Genomic DNA, 12,727 nt, shown 5'->3' with positions numbered 1-12,727 from the left:
TTAATTTTTAACAATGGGTAAACATAATAACTCAAAAAGTTTGTTGTATTTCGAAATTATATAATCTGTGGATAAAGATAAATAATTAAGAAAAAGGAAATAGTCAGATATAAAATAGTAACGGGTAAACCAACCTTAAAGAAATCTTTAAACTGATATCCTCCCGGACCAAAAATAATTAGGTGAGTTTGGTAACTGATTGGAGTTAAAAATGCACAGGAAGCTGAGAATGCAATACCCAAGTAAAAAGGCATTCCAGGCACTTCTAATTGCTGACTTACTTCATAGGCTATTGGAAAAGCTACTGAAACTGCAGCAGCATTGAAAACTACATTAGTCAGGATTGTACAGGCTAACATTAAACCAGCAAGAATTGCTAATGTACCAAAGTCCATTAGATACTCAATCATAAAATTTGCCATAATATTTCCAGCACCAGAGTTTGAGACTGCTTCTCCAAGTGCAATACTCATCACTAAAATAGCAACCATGTTAAGGTCAAGTTCCCTTTTTACATCCTGTAAAGTGAGCATTTTTGACCCGACTAAAATTGAAAAGATGATCAAAAGTGATGTGAAGAGAGAAATTTCACCCCAGATTAATAAAAATGCTATTAGTGTCCCAATTGCTCCTAATACCCAGAATTTTTTGTTGTCATTTTGAACAGTTTCTCTTGTTGATGAAATGATAAACAGATCTCGGTATAATTCAACCCTTTCTTTAAAATCACTACCACTGAATAGTAGTAATACATCTCCGGCCTGTAATGGAATATCACCTATTTTACCACTTAGTTTGTGACCTTGTCTGTGAATAGCAACTACAGCTGCATCATATCTGTTTCTGAAGCTAACTTCCTTGACAGTTTTTCCTACCATACTGCTATAATTACTGACAACACATTCAGTTACTTCTATTTCTTCTTCAACAGAATATAGGTCATCCTGAGGAAGCTTTAACCCGTTATTACTTTTTGCAAGATCGATTATATATTCAGTGTTACCTGCAAATATGAGGATGTCTTCTTTCATAATGACTTCCTCAGGTTCAACAGGGGATATTTTTTTATTTTCTCTGATAATTTCTACCAGGAAAACTCCTTTCATGTTTCTTAATCCGGCTTTAACAATGCTTTTTCCTAAGTATTCTGAATTTCTTTTTACTTTGGTCTCAATTAAATACTCTCTTTGCTTTTCTTTAAAGCTGTCAACCAGATCTTTATAGTTTGGCAATAGCTTATTTGAAAAAAAAGTAAGGAAAATAACACCTATTATCGTTATTGAAAGTCCAATGATTAGCAGGTCCGTTGATCTCAGTAATGGTTCATTACTTTTTTGGAGAAACCCTATTAATAATAAAGTTGTGGAGGTACCTATAATGGTTATCATTCCACCCATTATGGTAGAAAATGACATCGGTATCAATAATTTCGAAGGAGCGATTTTATTTTTCTTTCCCCATTTGATAACATACGGAGTCATCAGAGCAACTACTGGAGTGTTATTAACGAAGCTTGACAGGAATGCAACCTGAGACATCATTTTGAAAAGAAAACTTCGGTAAGAAATCCCGTCTTTAAATAAGTTATTGAAAATTATTTCAATATTGAAGTTTTTCCTTATGCCTGTAGTTATCAGAATAATCAAAATGATACTAGCGATTTTATCATTAGATAATCCCTTGATGACAGTTGGTGCGGTTATAATTCCGGTTATTACAAAAAATATGATAGTATATGCAAAAGCAACAACCGGTCGAAGCCAGTTTCTGTATATCGCAATAAACATAAACACTATTGCTAGAAATACTATATAGGGTTGATAGGGTATTGGGATCATTATTTATGTTTATACACTTGTTTTACAGGCAACAAAAGTATGCAGAACTTTTGTATTTGGTATTTATTCAACCGGAATTTTTAATTGCTTAAAGTTAAAATCGTAAAAGTTTATTGATTTGGCAAATTGAAAAAGATCCTATTTATTTAATTCATGGTTTTGTGTTTATAATATATGATTAATTCGTTTATGTTGTTATTATAAATAGTTGTTGTAAAATATTCTGGGCTATAAAGAATAAATGATTTTTAAGTATTGGTTAGCGTCAAATGACTACATCAACCTTACTATTACATCTGATCTTTAGAGAAAAAGCCAGATATTAATAAAATCCGGCTTTATTGTTCAATTTATTTTCTATTGTACACTTGCTCTCCACCAACATAGGTCTGCAGTACTTTTGTGCCAGGGATTTCATCTTCGGGAATTTTCATGATGTCTTTCTCTAAAACAATAAAGTCAGCAAATTTTCCTTTTTCAAGTGATCCTTTTTTCTCTTCTTCAAAGTTTGCTTTTGCTGCCCAAATAGTCATGCCTCTAAGGGTTTCTTCTCTTGTAAGGGCGTTTTCCTTCTGAAATCCGCTATCCGGATAACCTTTAAGGTCTTTTCTTGCTACTGCAGCATAAAATCCAAGTAAAGGATTAATGTCTTCAACAGGGAAGTCACTTCCAAGTGCTATGTATCCATTCTGATCTAGTAACTCTTTAAATATATAAGCATCTTTAATTCTCTCATCTCCAAGTCTTTCATCTGCCCAGTACATATCAGATGTAGCATGGGTAGGTTGAACGGACGGAATAATATTGTATTCTCCAAATGTAGAGAGGTCACTTTCATTTATAATTTGTGCATGTTCAATTCGCCACCTTTTGTTATTTCCTGGCTCGAGACATTTGGCATATATATTTAACAAAGCCCTGTTTGATGAATCTCCAATGCAATGTGTATTCATTTGGAAACCATACTTAAGCATCTCTTTAGCGGTTTCATCAAAGTACTCAATATTCTGAAGTAAAAATCCTGTTTGGTCAGGTTTATCGGCATAGGGTTCAATCAAGCAAGCACCTCTGCTTCCAAGGGCTCCGTCAGAATATATTTTAAAAGAAGTAACTGTTAAGAAATCTGTGAAATATGGACCGTTTTTGAAGTAATACTCTTTATTAGAAGGAGTAGGGTTCAACATTGCGTAGATTCTTATCTTCAGGTAATCAGATTTCTGCATTTCATCAATTAGATCAATTGTTTCCTTATCAAGACCAGCATCAACAACGGTTGTTAATCCTACTTCAAAGCAGTTTTTCTGAGCTTGGAATAAGGCTTCCTTTTGCTGGACTTCGGAAGCATCTGGAATATGTCTGTTTATCAGATCCATAGCGTTGTCAACAAAGATGCCCTGAATACCGTCTTCATTACGCAAAATATCTCCGCCATCAACTTTGATTTCACTATTGTCCGGAGTTATATCAGCCTGACTAATGGCAGCTGTGTTTACCCAGGCAGCATGACCATCTATTCGAATCAAGTAAACTGGAACATCAGGAAACAAACTATCAAGATCTAACCTTGAAGGAAACTCCTTTTCTTCCCAGTCATTTTGATCCCAGCCACGGCCAATAATCCATGGGTTGTTAGGGTATGATTCACGGTGTGCTACTAATCTTTCTAAAATTTCTGTTTTAGAGCTAGTTCCTGTCAGGTCTGCATTAACTAAGCCAAGTCCGTATCTGAAAAAATGTGCATGACCATCAATTAGTCCTGGCACCACACTTTTACCTTCAAGATCTGTTGTGGATTCAGATTTGTAATTTGCAAGGATATCAATGCTATTTCCTGTTTCAATAATTTTCCCATCTTTTATGGCCATAGCCTCGACTGTTGAAAAATCTTCATCAACAGTATAAATTATACCATTATGGACAATAAGATCAGCTTCTTTTGGGGAACTGCACGAAAAGCAGACGGTCAAAGTCAATAGAAAAATAGTTCGATAAAGAATTATATATTTATTTCGCATTATAAAAAAGTTGGTTGATGAATAAGCTTAATTTACCGGAGTACAATATAAAAACTAAAAGGGAAAGTGGGAAGGAGTTTATCTGGGATATTGTCAGAAAGAAATTTCTTGTCTTGACTCCGGAAGAATATGTACGACAAAGTTTTATCAGATATTTGATTCATGATATGGATTATCCGGCTTCATTAATAAATATCGAGGGTGGCTTAATGGTAAATGTCAGGCAAAAAAGATCGGATATTATAATTTATAAAGGAAGTGACCCATTTATGCTTGTAGAATGTAAAGCTTCGGATGTTAAAATTGACAGGACTGTATTTGAGCAGGCAGTTATGTATAATCATACCATACGAGCAAAATATTTAATGCTAACCAATGGGTTGGTTCATTTATGTTTTAAACAGGAGGGAGGACATTATGAACCATTTGGAGGATTTCCTAAATACAAATAAAAAAACCGAAGCTGTTAGGCTTCGGTTTTTCTTTAATTATACTTATTTCTTAGTTAAGAAACTTATCTACATTAGTGTAAGGAAGATCAAAAGCATCAGCTACTGATTTATAAACGATCTCACCTTTGATAACATTTAGACCTAATTCAAGCTCTTTGTTATCACGACATGCAATTTCCCATCCTTTATTAGCAAGTTCTATAGCGTAAGGAAGAGTAGCATTTGTTAGAGCAAGAGTTGAAGTGTAAGGCACGGCACCTGGCATGTTAGCTACACAGTAATGAACAACATCATCAATGATAAATGTTGGATTTTCGTGAGTAGTAGGCTCGCAAGTTTCGATACAACCTCCCTGATCAACAGCAACGTCAACTAGAACAGTTCCAGGACGCATTTCTTTAAGCATATCTCTTGTAATAAGCTTTGGAGCTTTAGCACCTGGGATTAATACTGCACCAACGATCAAATCGTGAGTTTTGATCATCTCACGAACATTATATTCGTTAGACATCATTGTATTAACGTTAGCAGGCATAATATCATCAAGATATCTTAATCTACCAAGATTAACATCCATGATAGTAACATCAGCACCAAGACCAGCTGCCATTTTAGCAGAGTTTGTACCAACAATACCACCTCCAAGGATTAATACTTTACCAGGTCTTACTCCCGGAACACCGCCCAAAAGAATACCTCTTCCCTTAAGTGGTTTTTCAAGGTACTTAGCACCTTCCTGAATAGCCATACGACCAGCAACTTCAGACATTGGGATCAAAAGTGGTAAACTTCTGTCTGCTTTTTCAACTGTTTCGTAAGCAAGACAAATACTTTTACTTTTGATCATTGCCTTTGTTAAAGGTTCAGAAGAAGCAAAGTGGAAGTAAGTAAATACAAGCTGATCTTCTTTAATTAAGCCATACTCAGGCTCAATTGGTTCTTTAACTTTCATGATCATTTCACCTATAGCATATGTAGCTTCAATTGTAGGCTCCATAATCGCTCCAGCCTGAACGTAAAGATCATCACTGAATCCACTACCTTCACCAGCAGATTGCTGCACGTGAACTTCGTGACCTCTCTTTACTAGTTCTTTTACACCAGCAGGGGTAAGAGCAACCCTGTTTTCGTTGTTTTTTATCTCTTTTGGGACACTGATAATCATAATAATGTTGTTTATATAAGTGCTTGCAAATATAGTAAGCACTTCTAAATTACTAGCACTTTAGTGGCCTAAAATTCAGTTTATAAGGGAAAAAAGAAGTTTACGGATTAATCCGTTTGATTAGATTTTGTTGATTTTTTAAAATAAAAATTTTATTCTGATAAAATCAGGTTTTATTAAATATAATTCTGTAAGTATCAGGTCTTTATTATAATTACAGAGCTATATTTGTGTCTTTACTTGTGAAATATTATGAATTTATGATGATTTATGACCTTCTCTAAACTTTGAAACCCCCTGATTTTTAAGTATTTTTGAAATGCCCAAAAATGATTTTCCATCTCAATAAACACATTATATGGAAGTTACAAAATCAGAGACCCCATTGAAAACTTTGAAATTATCCAATAAAGAAGTATTACAGGATTACAAATTAGCTGTTGCCAGCCGCGAAGCCAGTTTATTAGGCCGTAAAGAGGTGTTTATGGGCAAAGCTAAATTTGGAATCTTTGGCGATGGTAAGGAAATTCCTCAGATCGCAATGGCCAAAGTATTCAAGAGAGGTGATTACAGGTCAGGTTATTATCGAGATCAAACTTTTATGTTTGCAATCGGTGAACTTACAATTCAGGAGTACTTTGCTCAGTTATATGCTCATACAGATGTTGATGCTGAACCTGCTAGTGCCGGTCGTTTAATGAATGGTCACTTCGGAACACGGATGCTGGATGAGAATGGTAAATTCAAAAATGTAGCTGAAGAATATAATAGTGTGTCTGATATTTCTCCTACAGCAGGTCAAATGCCTCGACTAGTGGGATTAGGCTATGCCTCTAAATTATACAGGGAGAATAAGGATCTACATAAGTTTACTCAGTTTTCTAATAATGGAAATGAAATAGCTTTTGGTACAATTGGTAATGCGTCGACTTCAGAAGGGTTGTTTTTTGAAACAATCAATGCTGCAGGTGTTTTACAGGTTCCAATGATGATTTCTATCTGGGATGATGAATATGGTATCAGTGTTCCTAAAAGCTATCATACAACTAAAGAAAATATTTCAAAAGCATTAGCCGGATTCCAGAGAAATAAAAATGAAAAGGGCTATGAAATCTTTACCGTTAATGGTTGGGATTATGCTGAATTGATAAAGACATATCGAAAAGCTGAAGAGGTGTGTAGAAAAGAACATGTTCCTGTAATGGTTCATGTTGTTGAGATTACTCAACCTCAAGGACACTCGACTTCAGGTTCTCATGAACGTTACAAAAGTGCTGAAAGACTTGAGTGGGAAAAAGAGCACGATTGTTTATTAAAGATGCGTCAGTGGATTCTTGAGGAAGGAATTGCTGATGAGGCTAAACTTGAAGAGCTCGAGAAAGAAGCTAAAAATGAAGCTAAAACAGCAAAAAATAATGCCTGGAAAGAGTTTAATGGTTCAATTGCAGACGTTCATGCAGAGGCAGTTGAATTAATTAAGGCTACAGCTGAGTCTTCAACTAATAAAAAGCAGATACTTGAAATTGCTAAGGACCTAAAAGAAACGTTAAACCCGATAAGAATGGATTCTTTCAGGGCTGTTAAAAAGGCGTTAAGATACCTTGCAAATGAGAATTCTACTGCTAAATCTAACTTATTAGGTTGGCTAAAAAGAGAAGAGGAGTTAAATAATGACCGTTATAGCAGTCATTTATATTCTCAATCAGATGAAGCTGCGCTAAATGTACCTGAGATTGATCCTGTATTTGATGAAAATAGCAAATTAGTTGATGGTAGAGAGGTATTGCAAGCTTGTTTTGATGCTAACCTGACTAAGGATCCAAGAGTTTTTGCTTTTGGTGAGGACGTAGGTTTTATCGGTGACGTTAACCAGGCATTTGCTGGTCTTCAGGAGAAGCATGGTGTATTAAGAGTTACTGATACAGGTATAAGAGAAGCTACAATTCTTGGTCAAGGTATTGGTGCTGCAATCAGAGGGTTAAAGCCAATTGCTGAAATTCAGTATCTTGATTATATATATTATGCATTACAGATCATGGCCGATGATCTTTCAAACCTTCAATATAGAACAAAAGGTGGTCAAAAAGCTCCTGTAATAATTAGAACAAGAGGTCACCGTCTTGAAGGTGTTTGGCATTCAGGATCTCCTATGGGAGCTTTACTGCACAGTTTAAGAGGAATATACATTCTTGTGCCAAGAGACATGACTAAGGCAGCTGGATTTTATAATACAATGCTTCAGTCGGATGATACTGCAATGATTATTGAGTGTCTAAATGGGTACAGGTTAAAAGAAAAGCTTCCTTCAAATATAGATGAGTTCACTACTCCATTAGGCGTGCCGGAAGTAATCAGAGAAGGGTCTGACGTTACAGTTGTAACATATGGTTCGATGTGTCGAATAGTAATGGAAGCTGCTGAACAACTTGAAGAATTTGGTATTTCTGTGGAGGTAATTGATGTTCAGTCATTGATTCCATTTGATATAAATCACACTATTGTAGATAGAATCAAGAAAACAAACAGAGTGATTTTTGCGGATGAAGATGTTCCAGGTGGTGCAACAGCATTTATGATGCAGAAGGTATTAGAGGAGCAAAATGGATATAAATATCTGGACTCTAAGCCGATGACAATCACTGCTAAAGAACACAGGCCAGCATATAGCTCTGACGGAGATTACTTCAGTAAGCCAAATACTGAAACTGTTTTTGAAACAGTATATAAAATGATGAATGAATTCGATCCGAAGAAATTTCCGGATTTGTATAAATAACCTAAAAAGAAGGGCCTTCAAATGAAGGCCTTTTTTATTATCTGTTTTAAAAGTGATTAAGTTTTAATGCTCATTACCACTATACTTCCACATAGGTTCAGTTTTACCAGCTCGGCTAAAACCATTTTTTTCATAAAAATGTATTGCTTCTCCATCAGCAGTTAGCATTTGCATATGGTAATCACCATATATTTCGTGCATCTTTTCCATAATCTGCCCACCAATTCCTTTTCCATGAAAATCAGGGTGAACTAATAAATGAGGGTAGTATACAACGAGGTGCCCGTCTGAAATGGCATTGCCAAGACCAACTAATCGATCATCTATCCAGGCTGATATCAGAGAATGCGAATTTATTAAAGCATTATATAGCTTGTCTGGTTTTTCTGCCGAACTCCATTTGTTTGCTTTGTAAAGATCAATTATTTGTTGTTTTTCAATATTTCGGGTGTCTGAAATGTTAATGTTCATCTTGATAAATTGGTTGATAAGGTTAATTCAGCCGTAATTTCATTCCTTCATATGTAGCTTCAAAGATTAATTGCAAATAATATTTAATTGCCTAAGGACTTTTTTTATAGGTGTTTAGTAGTAAATAGTTTTTAAAAGGCTTAGATGGATATTGATTATGTTTCTTTATATACTAAAGCACCTTCCGGATAACAAAAGGTGCTTTATATTTTTAATATTCTAGAACTATTAAATGCTATCGGGAATAAGAATTACCTTGCTGGAACTTTTGCCGCTTTCGAGGTATTCATGCGCTTTCTTACCTTCTGATAATTTAAATTTAACAGGCTCTTTTATTGTAATTTGACCTTTAGAAATCAAGTCAAACAGATTATTTGCACGTGATCTTCGTTCTTCTTCATTAACCAGATACGACCAAAGGTCCCCGCCAATTAAAGATTTACTAGTATCCATGAGCATTCTTGGATCTACTGGAGCCGGGTCTCCGCCACTCATGCCATAGAACACTACACTTCCACAATCTTTAGTGACATCAAAACTATCCATAAGTGTTGAACCAACACTATCGTAAACAACATCTACACCTATGTTGTTGGTAATTTCTATTACTTTTGTTTTCCAGTTTGAATCCAGTAAAATAGCATAATCAGCCTTACAGCTAAAAATGGTTTCAAGTTTGTCTTCACTTCTTGTAAGGCCTATTACTGTGGCGCCTTTTAATTTACAAAACTGGGTCAGGATCTGCCCGACACCCCCAGATGCAGCATGGATTAATACAGTATCATCCTTGGTAACATAATAACTATTATTGGCCAGATATTGTGCAGTTAACCCTTGAAGTAATGCTGATGAAGCCAGGTTGAAATCAACATTTTCGGGGATAGGGATTGCATGTGCTTCGGGTATGCTAATTAATTCGGCATTTGCAAACGGAACATCTGTATATGCTATATTATCTCCAATTTTAAACTTATCCGAATTTGATTTTATAACTGTTCCGGCACCTTCATAACCAGCAATAAATGGCGGGGTGCCTTTTAAATGATAATTCCCTTTCCTTCTGTATATATCAGCAAAGTTTAATCCAATTGCTTTATTCTTAATTAAAATTTCATTCTCACTAATTTCAGGGTCTGGCACCTCTATATATTTTAGAACATCTGCTTCACCAAACTCAGAAAATGTTAGTGCTTTCATAGTATCTTTTAGTTGATTGTTTTAGTTGATCAACGTAGGTTGTGAATTGTAGTTTTGTAAATTAATTAGATTCTTAATATAAAAAGTTAATGAATTATGAACCCTTGTTGTAATTGATTTGATATCAGTTGGTTCTCAAAATCTTTTCCATTTTTCTGCCTTTTGCTAGTTCATCTACCAGCTTGTCAAGATACCTGACTTGCCTGGTGGTCGGATTTTCAATTTCTTCTATGCGGTAACCACATATCACTCCTTTTATTAATGGGGCATTTGGGTTCAAAGTTGCCTGATCAAAAAAATCCTTGAAGGTTGTCTTATCTGCTACCAGTTTATTTAACTTTTCTTCATCAAAACCTGTTAACCATTCTATGACTTGGTGTAACTCTTCAATGGTTCTGCCTTTCTTTTCTACTTTAGTAATATAGTGTGGATAGACAGAAGCAAAACTCATGTTGGCTACTTTTTCATCATGTTTGGCAGTTGTAGTCATATTTTTTGTATTAGCTTGGAATTATTTGTTGGTTAATATAACATATATGTACTTAATTGAACAGATAAAGAGCTTGTTATAGCACATAAATTGAAAGGTGTTTCATTTTTTATTTTAGTAAATTGATTATTAAAGAGGTTGTGTTATTTAATAGCTATTCCATCATAATTTTCAAATCGACCGGTTATTAGCCAACCACCAAAATCTTCTGAAACAGCAAGCAATAAGGTGTTTTCTCCCTTTTTTAACGGTAAATAAACTGAATCAAATATGCCTATTGTACCTAAATATCTATAATCTCTAGATTGCCATTTATTATTTCCTTTATAAATAGGTACACCGTTTAATATTACTACTACCCGATCACTATACCCAAAATCAAAAAGTTTCATCATGTCTTTATCTGAATCAATTGTAAGCCTGGCGAATACTGTGTTCCCTGGGTTATCATCATTTAGAACTACTTCTCTTGATATGTTTGCTGCTGTTTTTTCTTCTACATAAATTCTTTTATTCCATGATCTTTCTTTTATAGTTTCACTAATATTCAAAATGTCATTTAATTTGCTTTCCTCAAATTTGTCGGATATTGTCCATTTATTTATTATTCCTTCTACTGGTTGACGTTCTTCAACTTTAAAATTTTTAATATCAGTTAGATTTTTATTGATTTTAATGTCTGCGTAATAGGCAGGTGCAAAGCTTCCTCCAATTGCTATTTGTCCCTCTTTTGGAGTGTGGACAAGATTCCAGCATAATTGAGCATCTTTATTATAATTAAAAAATACTTGAGCTTTACTTTCGTTAATTACCATTTTTACATGATTCCAATCATCGTATTTATATTCGGTAGGGCTAGAATAAGCAGGACCAAAATAGAATTGCCAGGCGGTAATGCCATTGATAACCGGTGCCGCCTGGTTTCCATCGGGTTTTCCAGATAGATGTGACCTGAGATAAAATGATTCCATATTTAAGCTATCTGTGATTCGAAAACGAATTCCAGGAAATGATCTCTCTTCAGAAATGAAAACGTCAAATTCAATTGTGCCATTTCTAAAAGTGGAATCCTTTAATATAGCCAAGCCTTGATCTATTAATAGAGCATTCTTTCCTTTATAGAATTCAAACTGATGATTTTTAGCATTTATATCCCAATGTTTTAAGTCTAAAGGAATTGAATTTTGTGCACTAACATTATAAAATGTTAAAATGGTGGTAATAATTATATATAAATTTTTCATTGTATTTGGGTGTTAGGGTAATATGAAATTTAATTTATACTTAAAAATATAAAGTATTGATATTCAGTATTTAAAATACCTCAATTTGGGTTAGTTATTTTATTGGATTTATGTCTTTTGAATTGATTTCCTTAATTAGTAATCGTTGTATATAGCAGATTAGTTAATCTTTTGTAACCTTATAATGGAACGATCGTTCCAATAAATGTATAATTGGAATGAACATTCCAATAAAAAGTATAAAACATAAGAACAATGAAATCATTTAATGGAAAAGTAGTAGTTATCACAGGTGGTAATAGCGGAATAGGATACGAAACAGCAAAAAAATATAAGTCACTTGGAGCTGAAGTAGTAATTATAGGTAGGTCAGAAGATAGAATACGTAAATCTGCTAATGAAATTGGAGCAACTGGCTTAGTAGCAGATGTACTTGATGTATCTGCTTTAGATAAAGCTTCAATAGCAGTGAAAGAAAAATTTGGTAAGGTGGATATACTCTTTGTAAATGCAGGGGTGTTTTTCGGATCACCGGTTGGTCAAACACCTGAAGAAATGTTTGATCAGCAGGTTGGAATAAATTTCAAAGGAGCGGTATACACTATTGAAAAGTTTCTGCCATTAATACCTGAAGGCGGATCAATTCTTGCATTATCATCGATCCTGGCTAATACAGGAATGGCTAACTCATCAATTTATAGTGCTACCAAAGCAGCTCTAAATGCTTATGCCAGATCAGCGGCAACAGAATTGGCTGAAAGAAAAATCAGAGTAAACATAATTAATCCAGGTCCAATAAATACTCCGATTTATGGAAAGACAGGAATGGCTGAAGAACAGTTGGATGGATTTGCTCAAGCAATGCAAGACAGAGTTCCATTAAAAACCTTCGGGACTCCGGAAGACGTTGCAAATTTAGTGGTATTTATATCTTCCGATGATGCCAAATTTATTAATGGTTCCGAAATTAATGTTGATGGCGGGATTAATATTAATCCTGTTCTTGGCTAATTATTATACCAAAAATTGGAACAATCGTTCCGTATATTTAATTTTAAGAGGGCGATTTATGCCCTCTT

10 protein-coding genes are annotated in these 12,727 nt (G+C 34.6%); 3 read left to right on the top strand and 7 right to left on the bottom strand.

What is annotated here, in order from left to right:
• Positions 1-56 precede the first annotated feature (56 nt).
• Together HH304_RS20000 and HH304_RS19995 are read right to left on the bottom strand one after the other, a co-directional pair.
• The gene (locus tag HH304_RS20000) at positions 57-1,838 is read right to left on the bottom strand and encodes an SLC13 family permease (protein WP_169685068.1); all 1,782 of its coding nucleotides are present in this window, start codon (positions 1,836-1,838) and stop codon (positions 57-59) included.
• A 350-nt stretch (positions 1,839-2,188) separates the two neighbouring features.
• Entirely contained in the window at positions 2,189-3,853 is a 1,665-nt protein-coding gene (locus HH304_RS19995; protein ID WP_169685067.1) for an amidohydrolase, read from the bottom strand.
• 17 nt (positions 3,854-3,870) lie between these two features.
• On the opposite strand from HH304_RS19995, the gene HH304_RS19990 reads away from it, so the two are divergent.
• Positions 3,871-4,305: a type I restriction enzyme HsdR N-terminal domain-containing protein gene (locus tag HH304_RS19990; protein WP_169685066.1), complete on the top strand. Its 435-nt coding sequence runs from the start codon at positions 3,871-3,873 to the stop codon at positions 4,303-4,305.
• Between the two features lie 49 nt (positions 4,306-4,354).
• Here HH304_RS19990 and ald read toward each other — a convergent pair whose 3' ends face one another.
• Positions 4,355-5,470 (bottom strand): alanine dehydrogenase, encoded by a 1,116-nt coding sequence (gene ald, locus HH304_RS19985; protein WP_169685065.1) that lies wholly within the window; start codon positions 5,468-5,470, stop codon positions 4,355-4,357.
• Positions 5,471-5,828: 358 nt separating this feature from the next.
• Between ald and HH304_RS19980 the strand changes: the two genes are divergently transcribed.
• Positions 5,829-8,246 carry an alpha-ketoacid dehydrogenase subunit alpha/beta gene (locus tag HH304_RS19980; protein ID WP_169685064.1) on the top strand — a complete coding sequence of 806 codons (2,418 nt, stop codon included), beginning with the start codon at positions 5,829-5,831 and terminating at the stop codon, positions 8,244-8,246.
• Between the two features lie 63 nt (positions 8,247-8,309).
• Here HH304_RS19980 and HH304_RS19975 read toward each other — a convergent pair whose 3' ends face one another.
• From HH304_RS19975 to HH304_RS19960, 4 genes are all read right to left on the bottom strand, one after another.
• Entirely contained in the window at positions 8,310-8,717 is a 408-nt protein-coding gene (locus tag HH304_RS19975; RefSeq protein WP_169685063.1) for a GNAT family N-acetyltransferase, read from the bottom strand.
• Between the two features lie 228 nt (positions 8,718-8,945).
• Positions 8,946-9,914, bottom strand: a complete 969-nt coding sequence (locus HH304_RS19970; RefSeq protein WP_169685062.1) for a quinone oxidoreductase family protein — start codon at positions 9,912-9,914, stop codon at positions 8,946-8,948.
• A 124-nt stretch (positions 9,915-10,038) separates the two neighbouring features.
• Positions 10,039-10,404: a DUF2200 domain-containing protein gene (locus HH304_RS19965; protein WP_169685061.1), complete on the bottom strand. Its 366-nt coding sequence runs from the start codon at positions 10,402-10,404 to the stop codon at positions 10,039-10,041.
• A gap of 143 nt (positions 10,405-10,547) precedes the next feature.
• Positions 10,548-11,648: a hypothetical protein gene (locus HH304_RS19960; RefSeq protein WP_169685060.1), complete on the bottom strand. Its 1,101-nt coding sequence runs from the start codon at positions 11,646-11,648 to the stop codon at positions 10,548-10,550.
• Positions 11,649-11,903: 255 nt separating this feature from the next.
• Between HH304_RS19960 and HH304_RS19955 the strand changes: the two genes are divergently transcribed.
• Positions 11,904-12,659 (top strand): SDR family NAD(P)-dependent oxidoreductase, encoded by a 756-nt coding sequence (locus tag HH304_RS19955; RefSeq protein ID WP_169685059.1) that lies wholly within the window; start codon positions 11,904-11,906, stop codon positions 12,657-12,659.
• Positions 12,660-12,727 lie beyond the last annotated feature (68 nt).

Source organism: Marinigracilibium pacificum, from assembly GCF_012926615.1.
Classification (GTDB): Bacteria; Bacteroidota; Bacteroidia; order Cytophagales; family Cyclobacteriaceae; genus Mangrovivirga; species Mangrovivirga pacifica.
This window is presented reverse-complemented; position numbering and strand designations above follow the sequence as displayed.